The sequence below is a fragment of the Streptomyces sp. NPDC093109 genome, assembly GCF_040701725.1.
In the GTDB taxonomy this organism is placed as follows: domain Bacteria; phylum Actinomycetota; class Actinomycetes; order Streptomycetales; family Streptomycetaceae; genus Streptomyces.
Genome location: NZ_JBFBEZ010000013.1, coordinates 13,442 through 38,013 on the forward strand (window position 1 = coordinate 13,442; position 24,572 = coordinate 38,013).

At 68.1% G+C, this 24,572-nt stretch carries 17 protein-coding genes; 10 read left to right on the forward strand and 7 right to left on the reverse strand.

What is annotated here, in order from left to right:
- Positions 1 to 265 precede the first annotated feature (265 nt).
- The 5 genes from eccCa (at position 266) to AB0389_RS14805 (ending at position 8,621) form a co-directional block, all read left to right on the forward strand.
- Positions 266 to 4,234 (forward strand): type VII secretion protein EccCa, encoded by a 3,969-nt coding sequence (gene eccCa / locus AB0389_RS14785; protein ID WP_366395773.1) that lies wholly within the window; start codon positions 266 to 268, stop codon positions 4,232 to 4,234.
- A gap of 69 nt (positions 4,235 to 4,303) precedes the next feature.
- The gene (locus AB0389_RS14790; protein ID WP_366395774.1) at positions 4,304 to 4,759 is read left to right on the forward strand and encodes a hypothetical protein; all 456 of its coding nucleotides are present in this window, start codon (positions 4,304 to 4,306) and stop codon (positions 4,757 to 4,759) included.
- On the forward strand, positions 4,759 to 6,840 hold the full coding sequence (locus AB0389_RS14795; RefSeq protein ID WP_366395775.1) for a hypothetical protein: 2,082 nt from the start codon (positions 4,759 to 4,761) through the stop codon (positions 6,838 to 6,840). Before AB0389_RS14790 ends, AB0389_RS14795 begins: the two co-directional genes overlap by 1 nt.
- Entirely contained in the window at positions 6,840 to 7,370 is a 531-nt protein-coding gene (locus AB0389_RS14800) for a hypothetical protein (RefSeq protein ID WP_366395776.1), read from the forward strand. Before AB0389_RS14795 ends, AB0389_RS14800 begins: the two co-directional genes overlap by 1 nt.
- 537 nt (positions 7,371 to 7,907) lie before the next feature.
- A complete protein-coding gene (locus AB0389_RS14805; RefSeq protein WP_366395777.1) occupies positions 7,908 to 8,621 on the forward strand; it encodes a hypothetical protein in 714 nt (237 codons plus the stop codon).
- Between the two features lie 107 nt (positions 8,622 to 8,728).
- Here AB0389_RS14805 and AB0389_RS14810 read toward each other — a convergent pair whose 3' ends face one another.
- The 7 genes from AB0389_RS14810 to eccB form a co-directional block, all read right to left on the reverse strand.
- The gene (locus tag AB0389_RS14810; protein WP_366395778.1) at positions 8,729 to 9,025 is read right to left on the reverse strand and encodes a WXG100 family type VII secretion target; all 297 of its coding nucleotides are present in this window, start codon (positions 9,023 to 9,025) and stop codon (positions 8,729 to 8,731) included.
- A 104-nt stretch (positions 9,026 to 9,129) separates the two neighbouring features.
- Complete coding sequence (locus tag AB0389_RS14815; RefSeq protein ID WP_366395779.1) at positions 9,130 to 9,510, reverse strand: WXG100 family type VII secretion target; 381 nt, start codon at positions 9,508 to 9,510, stop codon at positions 9,130 to 9,132.
- Positions 9,511 to 9,646: 136 nt separating this feature from the next.
- The gene (locus AB0389_RS14820) at positions 9,647 to 10,924 is read right to left on the reverse strand and encodes a S8 family serine peptidase (RefSeq protein WP_366395780.1); all 1,278 of its coding nucleotides are present in this window, start codon (positions 10,922 to 10,924) and stop codon (positions 9,647 to 9,649) included.
- A 25-nt stretch (positions 10,925 to 10,949) separates the two neighbouring features.
- On the reverse strand, positions 10,950 to 12,644 hold the full coding sequence (locus AB0389_RS14825; RefSeq protein ID WP_366395781.1) for a hypothetical protein: 1,695 nt from the start codon (positions 12,642 to 12,644) through the stop codon (positions 10,950 to 10,952).
- Positions 12,641 to 13,096 carry a hypothetical protein gene (locus tag AB0389_RS14830; RefSeq protein ID WP_366395782.1) on the reverse strand — a complete coding sequence of 152 codons (456 nt, stop codon included), beginning with the start codon at positions 13,094 to 13,096 and terminating at the stop codon, positions 12,641 to 12,643. Before AB0389_RS14830 ends, AB0389_RS14825 begins: the two co-directional genes overlap by 4 nt.
- Before the next feature lie 197 nt (positions 13,097 to 13,293).
- Positions 13,294 to 14,580 carry a type VII secretion-associated serine protease mycosin gene (gene mycP, locus AB0389_RS14835; RefSeq protein ID WP_366395783.1) on the reverse strand — a complete coding sequence of 429 codons (1,287 nt, stop codon included), beginning with the start codon at positions 14,578 to 14,580 and terminating at the stop codon, positions 13,294 to 13,296.
- 14 nt (positions 14,581 to 14,594) lie between these two features.
- Positions 14,595 to 16,127, reverse strand: coding sequence for a type VII secretion protein EccB (eccB, locus tag AB0389_RS14840; protein ID WP_366395784.1), 1,533 nt, complete (start codon positions 16,125 to 16,127; stop codon positions 14,595 to 14,597).
- A gap of 184 nt (positions 16,128 to 16,311) precedes the next feature.
- Between eccB and eccE the strand changes: the two genes are divergently transcribed.
- The 5 genes from eccE (at position 16,312) to AB0389_RS14865 (ending at position 24,571) form a co-directional block, all read left to right on the forward strand.
- Complete coding sequence (gene eccE / locus AB0389_RS14845) at positions 16,312 to 17,655, forward strand: type VII secretion protein EccE (protein WP_366395785.1); 1,344 nt, start codon at positions 16,312 to 16,314, stop codon at positions 17,653 to 17,655.
- A complete protein-coding gene (locus AB0389_RS14850) occupies positions 17,652 to 18,362 on the forward strand; it encodes a hypothetical protein (RefSeq protein ID WP_366395786.1) in 711 nt (236 codons plus the stop codon). Before eccE ends, AB0389_RS14850 begins: the two co-directional genes overlap by 4 nt.
- Before the next feature lie 166 nt (positions 18,363 to 18,528).
- Complete coding sequence (locus AB0389_RS14855; RefSeq protein WP_114662518.1) at positions 18,529 to 18,762, forward strand: DUF397 domain-containing protein; 234 nt, start codon at positions 18,529 to 18,531, stop codon at positions 18,760 to 18,762.
- Between the two features lie 452 nt (positions 18,763 to 19,214).
- The gene (locus tag AB0389_RS14860) at positions 19,215 to 22,487 is read left to right on the forward strand and encodes an SCO5717 family growth-regulating ATPase (RefSeq protein WP_366395787.1); all 3,273 of its coding nucleotides are present in this window, start codon (positions 19,215 to 19,217) and stop codon (positions 22,485 to 22,487) included.
- Between the two features lie 197 nt (positions 22,488 to 22,684).
- The gene (locus tag AB0389_RS14865; RefSeq protein ID WP_366395788.1) at positions 22,685 to 24,571 is read left to right on the forward strand and encodes an ABC transporter substrate-binding protein; all 1,887 of its coding nucleotides are present in this window, start codon (positions 22,685 to 22,687) and stop codon (positions 24,569 to 24,571) included.
- Position 24,572 lies beyond the last annotated feature (1 nt).

Consider the following 24,572-nt stretch of genomic DNA (forward strand, 5'->3'; position numbering starts at 1 on the left):
GCGGCGCGCGATGCGGAGAGGGCAGGGGTGTGATGAGCGGTGTGACCGGTGTGTCCGGTGTGACCCGTGTGTGCTGTGCCCCCGCCCGTCCGCTTCCCCGATGCCCCGCCGTTTTGCGGTAGTTCATCGGTGAGCAAACGCGTCGCGTCACCCTACCGCCACGCCCATTCCCCATGCGCAAGTAGGATCCCTCCCCGCGGACGGAACCCGTCGCCACGGGGGCGCCGATAGGAACATTTCCGTCCGGCAAGGGAATGGGTGAGCTGTGAGCCAGATCGTCGTCAAGCGCCCACCACGGGCTCTCCCCGCCGAAGTACCCGGAGAGCACGTGCAGTTGCAACCCCCTCCCGAACTGCCGCGCGGGCAGCAGGAGGGCGCGATGATGCAGCTGCTGCCGATGCTGGGCATGGGCGGTTCCGTCGTCTTCTTCTTCATGACACCGAACCCGATCATGCGCATCATGGGCATGGTGATGATCGCCTCGACGGTCGCCATGGCCATCGCCACGCTGGTCCGCTACCGGCGCGGCAGCCAGGGCCAACTCGCGGACATGCGGCGCGACTACCTCAAGTACCTGACGCAGACCAGGCGCGCCGTACTGAAGACCGCGCACCTCCAGCGCGACGCGCAGTTCTATCTGCACCCCTCCCCCGAGCAGCTGTGGGCGCTGGTCGCCGAGGGCAGCCGGGTGTGGGAGCGGCGCGCGGCCGACGACGACTTCGGGCAGGTGCGGATCGGCCTGGGCAGTCAGCAGCTCGCCACGCCGCTCGTCGCGCCGGAGACCGCGCCGGTGGACGAGCTGGAGCCGCTCACCGCGGGGGCGATGCAGCAGTTCATCACGGCGCACAGCACGCTCGACGGGCTGCCCATGGCGGTCTCGCTGCGCGCCTTCTACCACGTGACGGTCAGCGGCGAGCCGGAGTCCGTACGGTCGACGGCCCGCGCGATGGTGGGCTCGCTGGCTTCCCTGCACTCCCCCGAGGACCTGGTCGTCGCGGTGGTCGCGGGGCGCGAGACGGCGCCGCACTGGGAGTGGGCGAAGTGGCTGCCGCACGCGCAGGCGCGCGGCGCGGGCGACGGGGCGGGCAGCCGGCGGCTGATCACCACCGACATTCTGGAGCTGGAGGAGCTGCTCGGGGACCGTCTTGAGGGCCGCCCCCGGTTCCAGGGCGCCGGCCATCCGCTGCTGGACCAGCCGCATGTCGTCGTCGTGCTCGACGGTCGCTCCGTACCCCCGATGTCGGTGTTCGCCGGCGCCGAGGGGCTGCAGGGCGTGACGGTCATCGAGGTCGTACCGGGCGAGGCCGCCGGGGCGCGCGGCGGTCTGTCGGTGGTGGTCCGTCCCGACGCGCTGCAACTGGAGTCGGGGCACGGGCTGGTGTACGACGGGGAGCCCGACCTGATGAGCGCGGAGGCGGCCGAGGCGCTGGCCCGGCAGCTCGCGCCGCTCTCGGTGGCCTCGGGCGGGGACGACGACGAGCCGCTGCTCGCCAATCTGGACTTCACCGACCTGCTGAACCTGGGGGACGCGGCCTCCGTCGATGTCGCCCGTACCTGGCGGCCCCGTTCGCAGGCCGAGCGGCTGCGGGTGCCGATCGGTGTCGGCGAGGACGGCGCCCCGGTGATGCTGGACCTGAAGGAGGCCGCGCAGGAGGGCATGGGCCCGCACGGGCTGTGTGTCGGCGCGACCGGTTCCGGGAAGTCGGAGCTGCTGCGCACGCTGGTGCTGGGGCTGGCCGTCACGCATTCGTCGGAGACGCTCAACTTCGTGCTGGCGGACTTCAAGGGCGGCGCGACCTTCGCGGGGATGTCCCAGATGCCGCATGTCGCCGCGGTGATCACCAACCTGGCCGACGATCTGACGCTGGTGGACCGCATGGGCGACTCCATCCGCGGTGAGCTCAACCGCCGCCAGGAGATGCTGCGTGACGCGGGGAACTACGCGAACATCCACGACTACGAGAAGGCGCGCGCGGCGGGTGCTCCGCTCCAGCCGATCCCCTCGCTCGTCCTGGTGATCGACGAGTTCAGTGAACTCCTGACCGCGATGCCGGACTTCATCGAGATGTTCGTGCAGATCGGCCGGATCGGGCGGTCGCTGGGGGTGCATCTGCTGCTGGCCTCGCAGCGGCTGGAGGAGGGCCGGCTGCGCGGTCTGGAGACGTATCTGTCGTACCGGGTCGGACTGCGGACGTTCTCGGCGGCCGAGTCGCGTGCGGCCATCGGCGTCCCCGACGCGTACCAGCTGCCCAATGTCCCCGGTTCGGGTTATCTGAAGTTCGGTACGGACGAGATGGTCCGGTTCAAGGCGGCGTACGTCTCCGGTGTCTACCGGGCGGGCCCGCAGCGGACGGCGGGGGCGGGCGGGCCGCTTCCGGTGGACCGTCGGCCCGTACCGTTCACGGCCGCTCCTGTGCCGCTGCGGTACGTCGAGCCGGCCGCCGCGCCCCGGGTGCCGGAGGGGCCCGCGGCGGAGGACGACGCGCTGGCCGACTCCGTGCTGGATGTGATCGTGCGGCGGCTCGAAGGGCGCGGCGCGGAGGCCCACCAGGTGTGGCTGCCGCCGCTGGACAACCCGCCGGCGATGGACGAGCTGCTCCCGGGGCTCGCGGAGGTGCCCGGACGGGGGCTGACGCAGCCCGGTTTCGAGGGGGCGGGCCGGCTCGTCGTACCGCTGGGCGTGGTCGACAAGCCGTTCGAGCAGCGCCGCGACACGCTGTACCGGGACTTCTCCGGAGCGGCGGGCCATATGCAGATCGTCGGAGGCCCGCAGTCCGGGAAGTCGACCCTGCTGCGGACGCTGGTGGCGGCCTTCGCGCTGACGCACACGGCGCAGGAGGTGCAGTTCTACGGGCTGGACTTCGGTGGCGGCGGGCTGTCGTCGATCGCCGGACTGCCGCATGTCGGCGGGGTGGCCTCGCGGCTCGACCCCGAGCGGGTGCGGCGCACGGTGGCCGAGGTGTACGGCGTCATGTCCCGGCGCGAGGAGTACTTCCGTTCCTCGGGCATCGACTCCATCGCGACGTACCGCAGGCTGCGGGCGCGCGGCGAGATCTCGGTGGCGGACCAGCCGTGGGGCGATGTGTTCCTGCTGGTCGACGGGTGGGGCAACTTCCGTACGGACTACGAGGGTCTGGAGCAGGTCGTCGTCGACATGGCGGCGCGGGGGCTCGGTTACGGCATCCATGTGATCGTCACCGCGTCGCGTTCGATGGAGGTCCGCGCCAATCTCAAGGACCATCTGATGAACCGCCTGGAGCTGCGGCTCGGCGACACGATGGACTCCGAGATCGACCGCAAGGTCGCCGTCAATGTCCCGACGGGCGTGCCGGGACGCGGGGTGACCCCGGAGAAGCTGCACTTCATGGCCGCGGTGCCGCGGATCGACAGCATCCACTCCGACAGTGATCTGTCGGAGGCCACGGCCGCCATGTCCCAGGAGGTGTCCCGGCACTGGACGGCGCCGGGAGCCCCCGCCGTACGGCTGCTGCCGCGCGAACTGCCGGCCGCGGAGCTGCCGGGCGGCGCGGCGTACCCGGACCGCGGGATCGCGTTCGGTATCGACGAGAACAACCTGGAGCCGGTCTTCGTCAACTTCGAGCAGGACCCGTTCCTGCTGATCTACGGCGAGAGCGAGTCGGGCAAGTCCAACCTGCTGCGGCTGCTCATCAAGCAGCTGACGGAGCGGTACGACGGCGATGTCTGCAAGCTCTTCGTGATCGACAACCGGCGCGCCCTGCTGGATGTGACGCCGCCGTCGCATCTGGCCGAGTACATCCCCATGTCGAACAACATGGGCCACCACATGGACGCGCTGGCCGACCTGATGCGGCGACGTACCCCGTCGGAGACCGTCACGGCGCAGGAGCTGCGGGACCGCAGCTGGTGGCAGGGGCCGACCGTGTACGTCGTCATCGACGACTTCGACCTGGTCTCGACGTCCAGCGGCAACCCGCTCTCCGGCATCACGGAGCTGCTCCCCTTCGCCCGCGACGTCGGCGTCCGCTTCATCATCGCCCGCAACACGGCGGGGGCGAGCCGGTCGACGTACGAGCCGTTCGTCCAGCGCATCCAGGAGCTCGGCGCCCAGGGCCTGATCCTCTCCGGCGACCCGAACGAGGGCTCCATCTTCGGCAACGCCCGTCCTCGCCCGATGCCGACGGGCCGGGGCGTCTTCGTGACCCGGCGGCGCGGAAATCCGCTGGTGCAGACGGGGCTGATGCCGAAGGCGTAGGCGACCGCACACAGTCGCCATACGATCCGTTTTTCAGCTTTACCACACGGGGGAAAGGAAACCCATCACATGGCATGGGACGAGTGGGAACAGCTCAAGGCCGCGGCGGCCGAGAAGCAGTCCACGCGTATGAGGCTCAACCAGTATCCGGCGGACGGCGGCGGCACGGGCGGGCAGGGCGGTCAGGGCGACCTCAAGGTCAACCAGACGGATCTGGCCGCGGTGGGAAACAGCGCCTACGAACTCTTCGACGGGCTCGGGCGGTCAGGGCGGGACGCCTGGTCCAGCAGCCAGACCGCTGCCAAGGACCTCTCGACGCAGGGCTTCGCGCTCGGCGGCGGTCTGCACCACGTACAGGAGAAGTGGGAGAACCAGCTCACCTCGCTCCTGGACGCCTGTGGGCATATCTCCAACCACATGCGTTTCACCAAGAAGACGCACCAGGACGACGAACGCTCCACCGTCACCACCGTGAGCAGTATCGCGCTGCTGGACGAGGGCTTCAGCGAGAGGAAGCAGTCCTGATGAACATGGATGAGCTGCTCCACGGGAATTTCGCGACGCTCGACACGAACATCAACGACTGGTCCACGGTGATCACCAACCTCAAGAGCCTGGAGAAGCAGGCACGCGAGGATCTCAAGGCCAAGGCTGACAAGGCCAACTGGGCGGGCGAGAACGCCACGGTCACCCGCGAGTTCGTCGACAGGACGGTCGGAGAGTTCGCGGACGCCGTGACCGAGGCGACCTCCATCTACAACATCCTCAAGGACACCCGCGATGAACTCGTGGGGTTCCGGGACGACCTCAAGTCCAAGATCGAACTGGCGCGCCGCAAGAACATCACGGTGACGAGCACGGCGGACGGCGGCTTCACCGTCACGATGCTCATCCATCCCGACCGCGCGGCCAAGGGCACCGAGGTGCCCAGCCACTCCCAGCAGGACGTCGACTATCTGCGGGACGACGTCCAGCTCATCCTGAGCAGGGCGACCGAGAGCGACACGACGGCCGCCCAGGTTCTGCGCGCCCTGGTCGACCAGGCGGAACAGGGCTTCGCGAACGGGGTGTACGGCGACCGCGAGTCCGCCGTGGAGGCCCTGGAGAAGGCCGAGGACATCGCGCAGATCATCAAGAAGAAGGGGGACGACATGACCCCCGAGGAGTTCGACAAGGTCAACTCCACCCTCGCCGCCTACGCGAACGACCCACTGTTCCAGGAGAGGTTCGCCAGAACGCTGGGCCCGCGCGGCGTCCTCGACTTCTGGGCCGATCTCGCGGACCCGTCCGACGGCGGGGCTCTGCAGCACACCCGCTTCAACCAGTACGGCGAACTCCAGAAGAACCTCAGCCTCACCTTGGCCGGCGCGACACAGATCGACAGCCCCAAGATGCAGGAGTGGAAGGAGGACATGCTGAAGCTGAGCGGGGAGCGCATCCAGACCCGCGGGACCACCGTGTACGGCTTCCAGATCATGAGCAACCTGATGCGCGTCGGGGACTACGACGACCAGTTCCTCAACAAGTACGGCGACTCGCTCGTAGCCCAGGAGAAGAAGATGAAGCTCCCGGGCAACTTCTGGACCGGCGCCACGGGCGGCCCCATGATGCCGAGGATGAACTTCATGGGCGACGGGGACGGCGACTTTGGCCGCGACCCGATGACCGGCTTCATGATGGCCCTCACCAACAGCCCGGACGCGGCGGCGGACTTCTTCAGCAGCACGGACCCGCAAGACAACGCGGAGTGGGTCCTCAAGGACCGCCGCTCCTTCAACGACGGCCCGCAGAACGGCCCGAACCCGGCGCTGGAGGCGACGGGCAACGCCATGTTCGCCGCAGTCTCCGGCATCAGCGATCCCGATGCTGACGGCGCAAAATTCGTCGAGCACACAGAAAGAAACAGGGAAGTTCTGGAGCGGTCGGTGAAAATCCTGGCGGAAACCGGAAATGATTTTCCGGCAGAAATGCGCCGCAGCATGGCTCTAGCACTCGGAAACCACGGCGACACAGTGCATAAGGCGATGAGCGCCCCGCTCGACTCCGCCGCATTCAAGAGCGACGACCTCCGCGAGATAAGCAAGCAAATATCAAGAAATCAGGAGTCATATAAAATACTCAACGAACAGATGAATTACGCCATCAATGCAGAAATAAACACAGAGAAGGACCGCCCCGAAGACAGCTTGCGCAACGCAGGTCGCACCATCGGATTCCTCGAACAGGCAAGAGAGGCCACAATCAACGATGAAGAGGACAACGATATCCGCGACATATCATGGAATCAGCGATGGATCTACCATAGCATCGGCGGGGTGATTACACCGTTCTCCGATATGGGGCAACGCGGAATTGACGTCATTACAGCAGCCTGGGCGCAAGACCAAAGCGACAACGTTGCCGCAGAATCTGCAGGCGAACGAAGAAAGAATTACGATGCGCGAAACGAACAACTTAAAACGATAGCAGAAAGATGGTACGAGGAAAACGCCGAATGGGCGGACAAAACTACAGGATACTCAAGAGATACGGGAATATACGCACAAATAAGAAATGAAGCTGACCACGGAAACGTTAAAGCGGACAAGTCTGGAGGTGTGCGCTGATGGGAAGGAAACTCCGGCTGATTACGGCAGGACTGACCTCCTGCGCACTGATGAGCAGCGCTGCATGTTCCAGCGCTCAAATCGAATACGAGATCCCTGGGGTCATTTGCAACGTTAAGGTCGATAAAAAAATCACATCCCGAATCCTTCCCCCCGGAAAGGAAATAGCCGAGCGGAGCGGAGCACTCAAAAAATCGCCCAGCTCCTGCAAAGTGGGCGTGGACAAAAAACTCGCCCTTTTCATATCCGTATACCAGGCCCAACAATATTACGACCCCATGGATCCTCTACAATCCCACGGGTTCGAAAACCGTGCCCAGATGCAGGATCTCCCGTTCGGCTGGACAGGGGCGCTGGGAGACAACGACTCTACGATCATCTCCAAATGCTCAACAGACTTGCCTTACGTTCTTACGGAAGTATCCGTGAAGGTCGGCGACAGCGACACCTCCCAACGGCGTAAAGATATTCAGAATTTCGCAACACATTTCACAAAAGGCGCAAAAACAGAGTTTGACTGCACCGAATGACTCGATGGTGCTGAAAGTAAAGATGCAGCCAGCCATGTAGTACATGCCCCACCTCTTTCCAAGAATTCAGGAGACACCGCTTTTGGGAAAATAAAAATATCCTAGCGACACCCCTACCCGCCATTGGAACCCAAGAAGGCCATCAGCCCAGTGAGAAATCTACTGCGCAAGCAGCGCAAACTCATCAACTCCCTCGCTTTTGCTGTGGCCGGCGCGGCGATCGGGGCAGGGGTTGTGGCGTGGCGTACGGACACGTTCCCATTCCCTGACTTGCCCTGTTGGAACTCCGTGACACAGGAGGAAATAAAAGGTCTGTTCGGTAGCCGGGAAACCGAACACGCGGAGATACCTCCCGCCTGGGTGAACCAAGGCGTTCTACACGGGGCATGCCGCATCATGGCTGCCGGTGGCTCCCCACACGGTTGGAAGGCCGAGATCCATGTCAGCAAGCTCGAAGGTTCGCGAGCAAACCAACTCCCGTGGGCAACTGACTTCCTGTCATCCAGGCTGACTCCACTCGGCAACGGACTGCTGGGCATGGCCTCAGACACCCGGGCATGGGTAGCGCTACCTGATGCATGTACAGGAAAGCCTGGGTACTTCACAGGGCCCGGAGTCGTGGATGTGGCCTTCGGCGAAAGCGAGGCCACTTCCAGGGACTCGGCCGAAGCCGCCAAACGCCAGAGGTTGCTCGCCAGCCTCGTCGTTCACTCCGCGAACGCCACGATGAGGGAGCTGGGCTGTTCGGGATCGCTTTCCCGGCCGGGAAATCTCACGGCAGTACCGGACTACGAGACGGTGGGCAATGATCGCACTTTGTGCGGTATCAAAGATGTGATATTGCCAAGGAAGTACGTCGGTTCCGGTGCCCGGGAGCGAAGATCCGTCGGTGAGAATGGCCCTGTCCGCAGCTGCGACATCGCCACTGGGAGGGACCCGCTACCGCGGTTGCGTCTCAAGACAGTTCAGGAGAGCGACCTCACCGAAGCCTTCACGAATGCCGTGCTGAAGCAAGGGAAGTTTTTCACCTACGAAAAGCCCAGCGATGACACTGTGTCAGTGAATGGCAACTATTCTGCTACCCAGGCAGCGGTTCGCATCGCGTGCAAAAAACACACGGCCGTCTTCATCGCGCAGGACGAGCACAGCACCGGTGGGCACACGTTCATTGCTGATGTCTTCCCGGCGTACGTCTCAGCGGAGTCGGAACGACTCGGGTGCGGCCCGGTGAAGATCCGGGCGCAAGACTGACCGGGACTGACCGTCGAGAGGCACAGACGGGGTGGGCACCTCCCGTGCGTGCCCACCCCGTCTGGCCGATCATCTACGTGCCCGCTCGATCCGGGCTCAACACCGACTCAGTGGAAGTTCGCGGCCGCCCGCTTGTCCCCACTGCGGTAGGCGACGCTCGCGTCGTCGACCGCGGTCGCGATCTTGGCGAGGTTGGCCTGGATCTCGGCGGCGTCCTTGTCCCACTTCGCCTGCTCCTGGTGGTACGCCTGCTTGGCCTCACCCTCCCAGACATCGGCGACGGACTGGATCTGCGCCTTGATGGCATCCAGCGTCATCCCGAGCTTCCTCGCCTGGTCCCTGATGGAACCGGCCGCCTGGTCCAGCGAGCTGTAAGTGACGATCATCGTGCCGTCGTCTGCCATGAATTCCTCCAGCGAGATGTGCGTGGGCTACTGATTGACGTACAGGTGCGGGTTGCGGCGGACCGCGACCGGAATCGTGAGCGTGAGCGTGATCCGCTACGAGGTCAGAAGCTGTTGAGGCTTGAGATCCGCGTCGTCTGAGCGGCGGAGGCCGAGGCGGCGCCACCGGAGCCCCCCTCGTCCACGCTGATACCGCGGAGGGCGGCCTCGATGTCGTGCTCGGTGTTGCTGTTGATGTTCCGGGCAGCCCCAATAGCATTCTGGAACTTGACCAGCAGCAGACCGATGTCCACCACCCGGTCGTTGATCGCCTTCTGCTTCGTGTTGAAGGCGCCGGCGCCGATGCCCTGCCAGGCACCTTCCAGGCTGTCGATGGTCGCCTGGAGCTGCTTCAACTGCCCCTTGACGTCCTCGAAGTTCAGGGCAATGTCTTCTTGAAGCTTTCCGAGCTTCTGTGAATTCGCCTTCTGCGCGGGTGTAGCCATGCGATGAGCTTCCTCTCTGGAAACCCGGTGAGGCGTTGTTGTCTCACCGGGTTGTTCATGAGTCTCGACGCCGGGTGGCCGTCGAGAAGAACGTCAGCGGGTACGTGGTCAGCAGGAACGGGGCCGGGCGGGGCGGTCAGGCGTTACGACGCCTACGAATCACGGCGAACGCACCCCCGGCGAGCACCGCGACGCCAACAGCGACGCCCGCGATCAGCACGCCGTTGCCTGAGCCGCTGTCGGTGGCGGCGACCACTGACTTGTCCCCGGACTTCTCCCCCGACTTGTCGCTCGCCTGGCCCTCGGACGCCTTGGACGACGCGGTCTCCGACGCGGAGGGCGTGGCGGATCCTGAGGGGCTGGGCGTCTTCTTGTCGGTGAGGGGGTTGATGTCCGGGTCGCCCGGGTCCCCCTTGCCGTGGAGGATGTTCACGCCGGGTCGGATCAGGCCGTGGCCGAGGTAGTTGCTGAGGTCGCCCTCTTTCCAGGTGCGACTGGCTGTCTCGAAGAGCACGCGGAGGACTTGGTTCGCAGTCCAGTCGGGGTGGGCGGACCAGAGCAGGGCGGCGGAGGCAGAGGCGATGGCCGTGGCGACACTGGTTCCTCGGCCCTTGTCGCAGTAGCTCTTGAAATTCTCGTCGCACCAGATCGGCACGTCATCCCCAGGGGCGGCAATGTCCACGCTGGTTCCGTACTGCGAGTAGTTCGCTACCACGCCCTTCTTATCCGCAGAAGCGACCCCGACAACCTGCGGATATGCAGCGGGATACTGTTCTTTGTTTCCCTTTTCCGCATTATTTCCAGCTCCAGCAAAGAACAGTTTCCCCTTGCTCTCCGCATATTTTACCGCAGCCCTCTCGGCGCCAGCCGAGTAATCGCTGGCAAACGACATACTGATGATCTGCGCGTCACTGTCCGCAGCAGCCATAATGGCATCCTCGGCATCCAGCGCATTCACATCATTCTCGTTCTGGAACTCGGTGTTAGAGATCCTCAAGGGGATGATCTTCGCGCCGGGAGCAAGTCCTTGAAGCCCGCCGCCTTCTCCCGTTCCCGCGATCAACTCGGCCATCGTCGTACCGTGCCCGTTGTAGTCATCCGTTTCCTTACCGACACCAGTGGCGTCCAAGCCCTTCAAGACTTGCCCCTTCAATGAAGGAGTGGATGCGTTAACGCCGGTATCGATGACCGCGACTTTGATGCCTTCCCCCGTGGTGACCTTCCACATGTCCTCGGCACGCATCACGTCCAGGTACCACTGCTTCGACCTCACATCGTCGACAGCGACGGCAGCCGGAGCCTGCCCCGCGATGACCACGCTCCAGGCGCCAACCGCAGCAAGTGTGCAGAGCATCCCGCGCCGTGCGCCAAGGAGCGTCTTAGACTTCACGGCCCGGCTCGTATCTGGCGTCATCCTGACTTCCGCACCTTTCCTGTGCTTACTCGACCACCGGCGGTACGGCACCACGCCGTTTACCCGTCCACGTTTCTTCGTCTTCTGTCAGGTAGTCAGGACGCGACGATCCAGTCGATTCCGGCTCGTCCTTGTCATCCTTGCGACCTCCCGGGCCACGTACCAGACCCGCACCACCTTGCGTAAATCCGGCACCGGATTTTGAACCGCCACGAGGCGTACCGACCACCCCGTTCGAACTGGCGGTGCCCCTCCCCCCGGGCCGTGCGGCACCCTTCGCAGGGTTCGCACCAACGACACCGCGCTGGCCGATGCCTCCGGAGGGGGCCCGTCCCGGAGCCTTGCCTTCCCCTCCGACAACGGTTCCTCGTGGCATTCGCGAGCCGGCGGATCCGCCAGTGGGCCTCGGGTTGCCTCCGACAACTCCCTGTCGGCCGACCGGACCTGGCCTTCCCGCTGCCGGCGTCTGCCCCGCCGCGCTCCCACGTCCCATGCCCATAGGTCCACTGCCGCCAGCCACGCCTGGTCGCCCCACCGGTCCAGGACGCCCCCCAGAGGAAGCCCCGCGCTCGCCAATGGGCGCCCGTCCCACTGCCCTGGATGTACTACTGCTCGGGCCGGCCGGGCCTGTGGATCGCACAACGGCGCCTTGGCCAGGACTCCCGGCGGGATAGGTAGGGGCGAATCCGGGCGTTGAAACGGACGGTGGCGCGCCGTTGGCCGTTGAAGTCGGCAGGGGCGTCGCGTTCGTCGTCGGATTCGGCGGGGCCGCGACGCTGTCGATCTCCATCGACACGTTCCGGTTCGGCAGCGTGGAGAGTCCGTCTCCAGCATTGCCGCCTGCGGCAATGGGCGCCGTGTCGATGTCCAGGTAGCGGCTCGGCCCGGAAGCGACCGAATCGAGGTTCTGGCTACGCGATGCACCGACGTTGCCCAGTTCTGAACGAGTTGCGGCTGACTGCGGCGCAGCGATACCCGACAGATCAGCAACTCCTTTACCGGAGCCTGAAGCAGGTGGGTCAACGATGTCACCCTTCGGCCTAGGCACCGACCCCGGCGCCCTCTCCGCGAACTCCGGCGGCTGCTGCCCCGCCAGCGTCTCCTCCGACACCGCGTAGAACGACGCCAGCCGGTACATCTGGTTGATGGCCTCCTGGCGGTGCGCCTCGACCTTCACCGCCTCGGCGTAGTCCTTGTTCGTGCTCGTCTTCTCGATGACCTGAAAGTCTTCGACGTCCTTCCTGATGAGCCTGCTGTCGCCCGGCGGCATCGCCGTGCGTACCTCCGCAAGCCCCGAGCCCGCCGCCGCGATCTGGGTTCCCGCTACGTCGGCGAAGTCCGCCAGGCTGAGGGCGTGCTTGGTCAGGGCGTTGCCGAAGGTTTCGAAGGAGTCGCTGGCCTGGCCCGTCCAGTCGACGGCGTCGACGTAGTCCTTCAGTTCGGTCGCGGCGTCCTTCAGGGCGTCCCTGGCCGCCCAGAGCGCGTTGCCCGCGTTGACCAGATCCGCGTGGTTGGCGCTGTTGACCAGGCTGATCATTTCGTTCAGGTCATGGCCCTCGAAGCTCGTACTGGCGAACGGCCCCGGGGCCGGCCCCCCGCCCTTGCCCCGGCCGGAGAAATCGGGAGTGGACGACGCCATGCTCCGCGCGATGTCGATCTGGCTGTTGCGAATGCTGACGCGGGCGTTGTCGTCCGCGCTCTGCGTCTTTTCGTCACTCACTTCGGCTCCCCCGGATCGAACGACCCACCGGATGTGTCACTCGTGCGGTGCTGCTCGCTGTTCTGCGGAGCTTCTCGCGCTTCCTGCTCCTGGTCGATCCGCATCTGGATCATGGCGTACCGCTGGCGGATGTCTTCCTCGACGTTGTGGAATCCGACCGCCGCCGCGTGCACGCCGATGCTCAGGACCTCGATCTGGTCGCCGAGGGATTTGGACAGCGAGGCGAGTGCCTCGTGGACCCGGCTGTACTGCGCGTACAGGCCGTCCGCCTCGGCGAAAGGAACGTTGCGGCCGCTGAGGGAGGAGCGGGAGATCGTCTGGGCCGCCACCTTGGTGTTTCCGGCGGCGCCGCCCTGGAGATCTCTCAGCAGTATGTCCACCCGCGAGCGGAATTTCTTCAGCGCTTCGACATGCAGCCTGACGTCATCGCTGCCTTTCCCCGTACCTGCCATCCCCGTACCCTCCCCGTTTACTTCACACGCACCGTGACCGTCGTGGTGCGAACACCACTGGTCACATACATGTCACTCTAGCCATTGGGTCTGACAGCCCCAAAAGTCTTATGTGTCAAGCCACTTCCCGGTGACGCGATCTGTGAGAACCTGGACGGTTTCCGCGATTCGCGGCATATCCACTCGCTCACACGGTTTCACGCGGTCAGCCGCCCCGCCGACCGCCTGGTACGACGGCGCGCGTCGCGGAGTGCGACTCCTCCGCCCGCTATCGCGGCGACCAGGACTCCGCCACCCACAACCGTGTATGTCGCGAGGCGCGCGGTTCGTTCTTCCGGGGACTCCCCCAGATGAACCTTTGCCGGGGTGGGAGCCTCGGCATCCGTCAAACCCTCGTGGGGGACCGGGCGTTCGATGGGCTTGTCGTCCTCCGTGAGGGCGCGTACGGGGTCGATGACGCCCCAGCCGACCAGGCGGTCGTGGCCCGCGACCGAGCGTTCGGCGGTCTGCTGCATCTGGGCGACGACCTCCCGCTGTGTCCAGTCGGGGTGCTTGCTCCTGATGAGCGCGGCGACGCCGGCGACATAGGGCGCGGAGAAGCTGGTGCCGTTGTCAGCGCAGTGGCCGCCGCCGGGGACGGTGGAGACCATGTCGACGCCGGGGGCCGCGATGCCGACGAAATCGCCGGACTGGGAGAAGACGGCGCGTTCGTTGTTGCGGTCGGAGGCGGCCACGGCGAGGACGCCGTCGTACGAAGCCGGGTACGTCTTCTTGACGTTGCCGCCGAGGCCGTCGTTGCCCGCCGAGGCGACGATGACCACGTCCTTCGCCAGGGCCTCGTCCACCGCCTTCTTGAGCGCCGGGATGGGCTCGACGGCGTTCTCCGTGTCCTGCGAAATGTTGATCACGCCGGCGCCCGCCTGGACGGCGTAGTCGATGGCCTCGACGAGCTTCTCGACGGTGCCGTGGCCCTCGGCGTCGTTCTGCTGGACGGGGATGATGGTGGCCTCCGGTGCGAGGCCGACGAATCCGGTGCCCTTCAGCGGGCGGGCGGCGATGATGCCGGCGACCTTGGTGCCGTGGCCCACGGTGTCCGTGGTGCCGTTCTCCTTGCCGCGCGCGATCTTCTGGCCGTTCTCGTCCTTGAGGTCCTTCGGGAGGAAGTTCCGGCCGCTCTTGGTGTCGACAGCCTTCGTGAGCTGCGGGTTCTTGATGTCGACGCCGGTGTCGATGACCGCCACCCTGACGCCCCTGCCGGTCGACTGGGTACGCAGCTCGTCGAGGAGGACGCGCTGCAGTGACCAGGGCCGGCCCTCGTACTTCTCGCCGCCGAAGGTGCACTGGGCCGACGAGTCCGCCGCCGCGTGCGGCATCGGCACGCTCAGGTACGTGAGCGCGGTGGCCGCCGCCAGCGTCAGCAAGTGGCGGCGGTGGCGATAGTGGTGGTGGCCTTGGTGGGAACGGGCGCTGTCGGTCGGTGTCATGGCTCGCCCCTCCCTCATGAGCCCTGCGGCTGGCGGGCCGAGCCCGTCGACAGCCGCGGCCCGGTCGGCAGGAACGAGGACCAGGAGGCCGGGACCGGCGCCGGGGTGACGTCCTTGTAGCCGAGCAGGTTCTGGGCCTGCTGGTCGGCCTCCCGCTGTGCCGCCTTCTCCTTTGCCGTACCGGAGGCGCCGATGCCGGAGTCGTCCGTGGCCGTGTCGCCGTTGGACTGCATCGCGTAGCGCAGACCCGTGTCGGTGACCAGGAAGATGAATCCCGAGCCGGTCGTGGAGCCCTTGAACTGGCGGAACAGCTGCCCGGAACCCGGGGTGACGTAGGCGCTGCTCGACCCGGTCGGCAGCGGCGCGGGGAAGTCGGTGCCGGCCCAGGTGCTGAGGGTGGTGGCGCCGCTGTCCGTGTCCACCGAACGCAGGACGCTGCACACGGTGTTACGGCTGCCGGGCGCGGTGCTCGCCGAGTTGACGGGGTCCGGGGAGTCGGCCGGCCAGTCGTTCTCGCTGCCGAACTTCTCGCGGGGTTCGATCAGCCCCGGGGCGACGGGCTTCGCCTCGCCGTCCTGGCCGAGGGGGATCAGGTCCTTGCTGCTGAGCAGGAGTTTCGCGGTGAAGTCCGTCACGCGTGCCACCCGGCCCGGCAGCACGATGTACGTCTGCTTCCTGGTCCCGTCGGCGGCGGTGAGGATCGTGCCCACCTTGTTGAGATCGGCGGGCAGGTCGCCGGGGACCTTCGCGTCGTCGCCGGGGGTGCCCTCGATCTCCGGGAAGGCGATCGCGTCGCCCTTGTGCAGGGTGTCCAGCCAGGCGGCGGAGACGCGCTGGGGCTCGCGGTCCTGGCCCACCAGCTGGCGCAGCAGCAGTTCGTCCCTGGCGACCTCGTACGCCTTGCCGCCCGCGTCCACGACATAGCGCTTGCGGTCGGGCGCCGGGCCCTCCACGTACATCAGCTCGCCGTCGCGCAGCCGGTTCGCGCCGTCGGTCTTCGCCCGGTCGCGTTCGGCGAGGACGAAGGCCGCCTTCTGGATGGCTCTGCCGCCCTCGCCCGGCCGCTCGCAGACCGCCCAGCGCTTGGCCGCGCCCGCCTCCTTGGCGTCGGGCAGCCGGTCGGGGGCGTAGGGGATGCCGATGGTGGCGCCGTGCGGGATCTTCCCGTTGTCGAGCACCGATTCGCTGACGTTGACGACCTTGCTGTTGTCGCCGTTCAGGAGGAGCTTCGCGGAGGCCATGTTCAGCACCGGATGGAGCTGTGTCTTGCCGTTGGTCTTCAGCACCACGTACCGGGTGGTGGACTTGCTGGCGACGATCACGTTCTCGCTGGGCTTGTCCCAGTCCTTGGGCGCCACCGGCTTGAACATGCCCCAGGCGCCGAAGCCCGCGAGGATCACCACCCCGACGATCGTGCCGGGCAGTACCGCGCGCAGCGGGCGGGGCGCTCCCTCTTCCGAACCGGTCGCGTTCGGTTGCACGAACTGCGCGATCAGCCTTCGCTTCGCGAAGGTGTATGCGTTGAGTTCATCCCGTCGTGATGCCATCTGTCCGCTGTCCCTCTCCCCCGTGGCGGCGACCAGGTTGCCACACTCACCGAGAGGGGCTGCTGTCGTACCGGCCCCCTACTATGCATGCTGGGGCTTGCGGCGTACCGCTCAGGTAGGGTGTTCGCCCCGTCAACACCCAGGATCAAATGGTGATTTACGGCACGAGGGGGGCAAGGCGGCGATGAGTACGGCGACGCGCGAGCGCAATGAGCGGGGCACGGCGCGGGCCCCGGGCGCTTCCCGGAAGCGACGCAGCAACGTACCGGCGACGGGGGCCACCGACACCCTGCCCGTACCTCCCGCGAAGACGACCCTGCGGCCGTTGTCGGCCACGAGCCGGGTCGGCCCTTTCCAGCTACGGCAGTTGGTGCTGGTCGAGGCGGCGGTCGCGCTGGCGCTGGTCGGCGGCGTGCTGGGCGGGCTCTGGCTCGTGCCGACGCTTGTCGTCGCGGGCGCGCTGGTGCTGCTCGCGGTGGTGCGCCGCCGGGGGCACGCCGTCCAGGACTGGATGTCGTCGGCCCTCGCCCTGCGGGCGCGCAGGCGGGCCCTGAAGCCGGTAGCGGCGGACGCGGATCCGTCGCTGGCGCCGATAGCGGAGAGCGTGCCGGGCTTCCGCCCGTTCACCTATGTCGACCGCGCCCGGCGCACGGTGGGGATGCTGGGCGACGGCAGCTTTCTGACGGCGGTGATACGGATCGAGGCGAACGGTGAGGGGCTGCGCCCGGTCGCCGGCGCGCGCTCGCTCCCGCTGTCCCTGCTGGGCGCCTCGCTCCAGGTGGACGACATCGTGCTGGAGTCGGTGCAGTTGGTGCAGCAGGTGCGCTCCGCGCCCGCGCCGCATCTGCCCGAGCAGTCGGTGGCCCGGCTCTCGTACACCCCCCTCCAGGAGGCGACGGGCGCGCCGGCGCTGCGGCTGACGTGGGTGGCGGTGAAGCTGGATCCTGAGCTGTGCCGGGAGGCTGTGGAGGCGCGCGGCGGTGGTGTCGAGGGCGCCCAGCGCTGTCTGGTGCGGGTGGCGGACCATGTGGCGAGCCGTATGACGGGCGCCGGATTCCGGGCGGTGGTCCTGGACCAGCAGGAGCTGAACGCGGCGATGACGACCTCGGCCTGTGCCAGCCCCGCGCTCTCGGCCAGGGCGAGCCGGCCGGAGGCCGCGCCCCGCGCGCGTACGGCCGAGACCACCCGGGTGTGGCGCTGCGACGACCGCTGGCACACCACGTACGCGGTGGGCCGCTGGCCCGAGTTGGGGCGCGCGGCGACTCCGCTTCCCCGGCTGGTCGCGCTGCTGACCTCGGCCCCGGCGTACGCGACGACCTTCAGTGTGACCCTGCGTCCCGGCAATCGCCGGGGCTCGATGGATGTGGCCGGCCATGTGCGGATCACGGGCGGCAGCGATACGGAGCTGGTACGGGTGCGACGGGTACTGGAAGGCGCCGCGCGCCACGCGAAGGTCGGGCTGATCCGGCTGGACCGCGAGCAGCTGCCCGGCGTGCTGGCGACGCTGCCCCTGGGAGGAGCGCGATGACCGCCGGACTCGGCACGGCGCGCGGACTGCGCGGCCCCCGCCACGCGGGACACACCATGGCCGTGGACCATCTGGGCTCGCTGGCCCTGCCGGTGGGGGACGACGGCGTGGTCCTCGGCGACGACGCGGAGGGCCGCCCGCAGCTGGTGGGCTTCCACCGGTCGACTCCGTACGACGTACTGCTGATCGGCGGCCTGTGGTCGGCGCAGGTGCTGGCGCTGCGCGCGGCGGGTACGGGGGCGCGGGTGGCGGTCGAGACCGGCCGGCCGCAGGCGTGGACGATGCTGGCCCAGGCGGCCGGCGCGGGCCTGGAGTGCGTCACGCTGCACGAGGTGGGCCGCGTACCCCCGATGGGGGCGACGGTCGGCAGCCCGGTCGTGGTGATACGGGACTGCGGGATGCGGCCGCCGCGCGGGCGCGTGGTGTCGGCACCCTGGCAGTCCGTGATGACGCTGCTGCCGTATCTGAGCCCGGTGGCGCCCCGGTTGATGCGGGACGCCAGGCTGGTGGGTGTCCAGCGGATATCGCCGCAGGAGGCGGAGCAGACCAGCCGCATCCTGGGGCTGTCCCGGGCCGAGCGCGAGGCGCTGCCCACGCTGGCCGACGGGGTCACGCTCTGGTGCGCCGGGCAGGAGCGGCACTGGGTGATGACCAGCCCGACCGACGCGGAGACCGGGCTGCTGGGTGTGGCCCGCCGAATGGACTGACTCCGCGTTGCCGGAGTACCCCATCTCGGTCAATGAGCTGTCCTAAGATGCCGAAGTGGCTTTGACCGGCATGACCGGCACATCCATCCCGGCCGATACCGAAGCCGATACCGAAGCCGTTGACAAAGCCGTTTACGGAAGCCGTTACCGAAAGGAATCCTGGCTCATGGGGAGCGCGCAGGAGAAGGACGAGCTGTACGCCCTCGACATCTCGGGTGTCGAGTGGCTGGGTGCCCCCGGCACCAGTCCGGACGAGGAGCGGGTCGAGATCGCCTATCTGCCCGGTGGAGCCGTCGCGATGCGGTCGTCGCTGGACCCCGACACCGTGCTGCGGTACACCGAGGGCGAGTGGCGGGCGTTCGTACTCGGCGCGCGTGACGGTGAGTTCGATCTGCACTGACACCGTAAAGGGGCGCGCTCGGACGAGTGCGCCCCTTTCGTGTGCGTGAACATATGGTGTCGATCGGAGTCGGCCTGTGCCGACCGGCATCGGCGGATGCAAGCCGATGTACGTCGCGCCAGGCCGAGACCGGATTGTTGAGTGGCGCCCGCGCGCGGCGCGGTGACCGAAATCAGTGCCGGTATATGCGCATTCAACTCCTTCGCCCCTCATCCGGAGCCACGCCCGGCCCGTTTACGGGCGGCGGTGGCGTACTTGGGCACGGTCGTGACCGGTCCGCCCTGACATAGGGACGCCGGTGACGATTAGGGTGGGTGCGAGCGCGGGAGCAGCCGGACAGGGGCAGGCGCGCCGCGGCATCAAATGGGGAAGAGCCGGGCTGACCGGACGGACGGATTCGGTCGCCCCCACCCACCACGGCACAAGGGTGCTCGACCACATCAGGAGGCAAAGTGAACGGCGAGCGGGACGAGATCCGGGGAGGCTGGAACAGGCCCGCCGCGGACGATCAGTCCGACGTGGAGCCCGAGATGACGGGTGAGTTCACCATCGACTACACCCCGCCCGCCTGGTACACGCAGAACGCACCGGGCGACACGTCCGGTGGTGGCGCGTCGGCGGCGCCGGCGCCCGCGCCCTCCGCCGCCCAGATGCCCCCGCCGCCCGACGGCGCGCCCGTCGCCGTACCGGGGCTGCCCGCGGGGCGCGGGTACGAGCCGAACTGGACGCCGAACCAGCCGCCCCCGGCGGCGCCCGCACCGCAGGTTCAGGCCCAGGCGCCGAACCAGGCCCAGGCGTCGGCCGTCCCCGCACCGCAGCAGCCCCAGCCGCAGCAGGTTCCGCCTCAGGCTCCGGTTCCGCCTCAGGCTCCGGTTCCGGTTCAGGCGCCGCCGGCGGCGCAGCCCTTCGGTGACGGGGGCGCCGATGTGGAGAGCGGGGCGACCATGCGGTTCTCCCCGGCCGCGCTCAAGCGGGAGTTCGCGGAGATCGACGCCGCGAAGCAGAAGGCGGCGGAAGCCGCCGCCGCGCCCGCAGAACCCACCGAACCCGCCCAACCCGCCGAACCGGCAGCGGCCGACGGAGGGGTGAACGTTCCCCCTTCCGCGCCCGAGGTCACCGCCGAGAGCGCGGATACGACCACCACGCCGGACGTCCCGGCGGGCGAAGCGGTGGCCGAGGCCGAGGCTCCGGCGGATGCCGGCGCGGCGGTCGCGGATTCGGCGGCGGTACGGGAGGAGGGCGGGCCCGAGGAGGAGCCCCCGGCCCCTGCCGCGAGCGCCACCGAACCCGCCGCATCCGAACCCGCCGCCGCCGAACCCACCGACGCAACCGAGCCCGCCAACGCCCAGCCCGCGGCCACGGACGCGGCACCCGAGGATTCCGTCCCCGCCGACGCCGCGCCCGCAGACGCCACCCCGGTCGACGTCACCCCGGTCGACGGCCCTTCCGTTGATTCCGTGCCGGTCGACGCCGTTCCCGCCGACGCGGCCCCGGCGGACTCCGTACCCACCGACGCTGTCCCCACCGACGCCGCACCCAGCGACGCCGCACCCGCGGACGCCGTGCCTCAGGACACTCCCCCGGCCGGCCCGGAGGCTGCGCTGCCCTGGGCCCCGCCGCCGAACGCGCAGCCCGCCCCGGGACTGCCCCCGCTGCCGCCCGCGTTCCAGCCGGCCGCCCCGGCGCCCGGTCCGCAGTGGCCCGTGACGCAGCAGCCCCAGCAGCCGCAGCCTCCTCAGCCGGCCCCGCAGCCTCAGCCGCAGGCCGCCGCACCGGCTCCGTACGGATGGCCGCCCCAGCAGCCCGAGCCCCAGGCCCAGGCCCAGCCTCAGCCCCAGCAGGGCGGTTACGGCTTCCCGCAGCAGCGGCAGGGACAGCCTCCCGCGCCGCAAGCAGCACAGGTGCCACAGACACCGCAGGCCGCACAGGCCCCACAAGCCCCGTACGCGCCGCAGCCTCAGCAGCCGGCCGCTCCCGGGCCGAACGCCGCCGCGCCGCCCGCCGGTTACGGCTTCCCGCCCCCGCAGGCGCAGGGTCAGCCGGGCCAGGGCCGGCCGGGGCCGTACCCGGCCGCCGCGCCCCAGCCGCCCGCCGCTCAGGGCGGTTACGGCTTCCCGCAGCAGGCGCCCGCCCCCGGGCCCGTACCCGCGGCTCCGTACTTCCCCGCGCAGCAGGGTCCGTACGCTCCGCAGAGCCCGCAGCCTTCGCAGCCGCCCCAGTTCCATCAGCCGCAGCCCCAGCCCCAGCCCCAACCGCAGGCTCAAGGGCAGCAGCAGCCCGCCCCCGGGCCGCAGCCCGTGGACCCCCGCTCCGGAGCGGGCTGGCCGTCGCCCGTCTCGCACGACCACCGTGAGCGGTCCGTGCCCGGTGCCCCGCTCGGGTACACGGCGGCTGTCGAGCTGTCCTCGGACCGGCTGCTTCGCAACAACAAGCCGAAGGCCAAGAGCAGCCGACCCTCGACGGGCGGTTCGCGCTTCCGGATCGGCGGCAGGGCGGCGGAGGCCGAGCGTCAGCGCAAGCTCGACCTGATCCGCACCCCGGTCCTCTCCTGCTACCGGATCGCGGTCATCAGCCTCAAGGGCGGTGTCGGCAAGACGACGACGACCACCGCGCTGGGTTCGACCCTGGCCACCGAGCGGCAGGACAAGATCCTGGCCATCGATGCCAACCCGGACGCCGGTACGCTCGGCCGCCGCGTCCGGCGCGAGACCGGTGCGACGATCCGGGACCTGGTCCAGGCGATCCCGCATCTGCACAGCTACATGGACATCCGCCGGTTCACCTCCCAGGCGTCCTCCGGGCTGGAGATCATCGCCAACGACGTGGACCCGGCCGTCTCGACCGCGTTCAGCGACGAGGACTACCGGCGCGCCATCGAGGTGCTGGGCAAGCAGTATCCGATCATCCTCACGGACTCGGGTACCGGTCTGCTCTACAGCGCGATGCGCGGGGTGCTGGACCTCGCCGATCAGCTGATCATCATCTCGACGCCTTCCGTAGACGGTGCGAGCAGCGCGTCCACGACGCTCGACTGGCTGTCCGCGCACGGGTACGCCGAGCTGGTACAGCGCTCCCTCACGGTCATCTCCGGGGTCCGCGAGACCGGCAAGATGATCAAGGTCGATGACATCGTGCAGCACTTCGAGACGCGCTGCCGCGGGGTGGTCGTCGTGCCGTTCGACGAGCATCTGGCGGCCGGTGCCGAGGTGGACCTCGACATGATGCGGCCCAAGACGCGTGAGGCGTACTTCCACCTCTCCGCCCTGGTCGCGGAGGACTTCGTACGGGCGCAGCAGGCGCAGGGGCTGTGGACCGCGGACGGCAATCCGCCGCCGCACCTCGCGCCGCCGATGCCCGGCGGGCCGGGCCAGCCGATGCAGGGCCAGCCGATGCCCGGTCAGCCGATGCAGGGCCAGGCCATTCCGGGGCAGCCGGCGCCAGGACAGCCGTACCCGTACCCGCCTCAGCAGTACCCGAATCCCCAGCAGCAGCCCCCGCCCTACCCGTACCCCTACCCGCCACAGCAACAGCAACAGCAGTACGGTCAGCAGCCCGGCCCCCAGCAGGGGTGGCAGCAGCCCCCCGCGCAGGCGCAGGCGCAGCCCCCGCAGGGTCCGCCCGTCGCCCAGGGGCAGCCGGGTGTGCCGGGTGCGTCGGGTCCCGTGCCGCCCGGCGAATGGCCTCCACCGGGAACCCCACCCGTACCGCCAGCGCCTCAGCAGTAGCGCTTCAGAGGTCGAGACCAATGAGGGGCCGCACCGTTCTCCACGGTGCGGCCCCTCGGCGTATTACCGCAGACCACAAGGGGTTTGAGGGACCGTTGACTGACCGGACGAGCGCTGGTAGACCTTCGCTTCACCAATTGGCGAACCAGCGTCACCCCGGCTTCTCCGTGCGAGTGATAACACGAGGTCACCGTCCCATGGTCGCAAGAGCCCTCCCGCGCACCGCGCGACAGCCCGCCCCCCACCACTCCCACCCCCGCCCCCGGCGTCTGCGGCTGCTCCTGGCCTCCGGTGCCGCGTCCGGCGCGCTCGTGGCCGGTTCCGTACTCCCCCTCGGCCCACTGCTCCCGGCCCAGCAGGCGCGGGCGGACGACGGCGGGAGAGTGCTCACCGTCGCGATCAGGCAGAGCATCGACTCGCTCAGCCCCTTTCTCGCCCAGCAGCTGACCAGCACCAGCATTCACCGGCTGACGTACGAGTACCTGACGAACTACGACCCCAAGGACGCGCACACCGTCCCGGGCTTCGCCACCGCCTGGCGGCCGTCGGCGGACAAGCTGACATGGACGTACACGATCCGCGGGGACTCGAAGTGGTCCGACGGCCGGCCGGCGACCGCCGAGGACGCCGCGTGGACGTTCAACAAGATGATGACGGACCCCAACGCGGCCGTCGGCAACGGCAGTTTCACCGCGAACTTCGCGAAGGTCACTGCGCCCGACCCGCAGACGCTGGTCATCGAGTTGAAGAAGCCGCAGGCGACCATGGTCGCGCTCGACGTGCCGATCGTGCCGAAGCACATATGGGAGAAGGTCGGCGACTTCGCCACCTTCAACAACGACAAGACGTTCCCGATCGTCGGCAACGGCCCGTTCATCATCACGGACTACAAGGTCGATCAGTACGTCAAGCTCAAGCCGAACAAGGACTTCTGGCGCGGCGCGCCCCAGTTCGACGAGCTGGTATTCAAGTACTACAAGGACGGGGACGCGGCCGTCGCGGCGCTCCAGAAGGGCGAGGTGTCCTTCGCCCCGAACCTCACCCCGGCCCAGGCCGCCGCGCTGAAGAGCGTCGAGAACATCAAGGTCAACGACGCGCCGGGCCGCCGCTTCTACGCCCTCGCCGTCAATCCCGGCGCCCGGTCGAAGGACGGCACGGAGTTCGGCAACGGCGCAGCCGCGCTGCGTGATCCGGCGGTGCGCAAGGCGCTCTTCCAGGCTGTCGACCGCGAGACCGTCATCGGCAAGGTCTTCCAGGGGCATGCCGTCGAGGGCCAGGGGTACATCCCGCCGCGCTTCGCGTCGTACTTCTGGCAGCCGCCGGACGGTCAGAAGATCGTTTACGACCCGACGGCGGCGGCCCGGACGCTCGATCGGGCCGGCTACCGGGTGGACAGCGCGGGCAGGCGTACCGGCAAGGACGGCAAGCCGCTCGACCTCCGGATCCTCTGCCATGCCACCGAACCCAACGACAAGGCGATCGGCAAGTACCTCCAGGAGTGGTGGGGGAAGCTCGGCATCGGGCTGAAGGTCGAGTGCCTCGACAATGTCTCCGACCCGTGGCAGGCCGGCGACTACGATCTGGCCTTCGACGGCTGGTCCGTCAACCCGGATCCCGACTACGTCCTCTCCATTCATACGTGCGATTCCCTCCCCGCCACGCCGAAGGACAGCGGCTCCACCGACAACTTCATCTGCGACAAGCGCTACGACGAGCTCTACGCGCGGCAGGCCGTGGAGTACGACACGGCGAAGCGGGCAACACTGGTCAAGGAGATCCAGTCGCGGCTGTACGACACGGGGTACATGAACGTCATGGCCTACCCGAACGCCGTCGAGGCGTACCGCACCGACCAGATCAAGTCGATCACGACGATGCCGGAGGCCGCTGGCAACCTCTGGGGCCAGGACGGCTACTGGAGCTGGTGGTCGGCGGTCCCCGCCGACCGGGCGTCGAGCGGCGGTTCCGGCGGCTCCGCCGCCACCGGTGTGCTGATCGGGACCGGAGTGGTCGTGGTGGCCGCCGCCGCAGCCGGTGGGCTCGTCCTGAGGCGCCGCCGCACCACCGCGGAAGACCGTGAATAGC

Excerpts from the sequence above, each read along its gene's own strand:
- AB0389_RS14790 (WP_366395774.1), top strand. The coding sequence starts at position 4,304 with ATGGCATGGGACGAGTGGGAACAGCTCAAGGCCGCGGCGGCCGAGAAG.
- AB0389_RS14795 (WP_366395775.1), top strand. The coding sequence starts at position 4,759 with ATGAACATGGATGAGCTGCTCCACGGGAATTTCGCGACGCTCGACACG.
- AB0389_RS14800 (WP_366395776.1), top strand. The coding sequence starts at position 6,840 with ATGGGAAGGAAACTCCGGCTGATTACGGCAGGACTGACCTCCTGCGCA.
- AB0389_RS14805 (WP_366395777.1), top strand. The coding sequence starts at position 7,908 with ATGGCCTCAGACACCCGGGCATGGGTAGCGCTACCTGATGCATGTACA.
- AB0389_RS14810 (WP_366395778.1), bottom strand. The coding sequence starts at position 9,025 with ATGGCAGACGACGGCACGATGATCGTCACTTACAGCTCGCTGGACCAG.
- AB0389_RS14815 (WP_366395779.1), bottom strand. The coding sequence starts at position 9,510 with ATGGCTACACCCGCGCAGAAGGCGAATTCACAGAAGCTCGGAAAGCTT.
- AB0389_RS14820 (WP_366395780.1), bottom strand. The coding sequence starts at position 10,924 with ATGACGCCAGATACGAGCCGGGCCGTGAAGTCTAAGACGCTCCTTGGC.
- AB0389_RS14830 (WP_366395782.1), bottom strand. The coding sequence starts at position 13,096 with ATGGCAGGTACGGGGAAAGGCAGCGATGACGTCAGGCTGCATGTCGAA.
- mycP (WP_366395783.1), bottom strand. The coding sequence starts at position 14,580 with ATGACACCGACCGACAGCGCCCGTTCCCACCAAGGCCACCACCACTAT.
- eccB (WP_366395784.1), bottom strand. The coding sequence starts at position 16,127 with ATGGCATCACGACGGGATGAACTCAACGCATACACCTTCGCGAAGCGA.
- eccE (WP_366395785.1), top strand. The coding sequence starts at position 16,312 with ATGAGTACGGCGACGCGCGAGCGCAATGAGCGGGGCACGGCGCGGGCC.
- AB0389_RS14850 (WP_366395786.1), top strand. The coding sequence starts at position 17,652 with ATGACCGCCGGACTCGGCACGGCGCGCGGACTGCGCGGCCCCCGCCAC.
- AB0389_RS14855 (WP_114662518.1), top strand. The coding sequence starts at position 18,529 with ATGGGGAGCGCGCAGGAGAAGGACGAGCTGTACGCCCTCGACATCTCG.
- AB0389_RS14865 (WP_366395788.1), top strand. The coding sequence starts at position 22,685 with ATGGTCGCAAGAGCCCTCCCGCGCACCGCGCGACAGCCCGCCCCCCAC.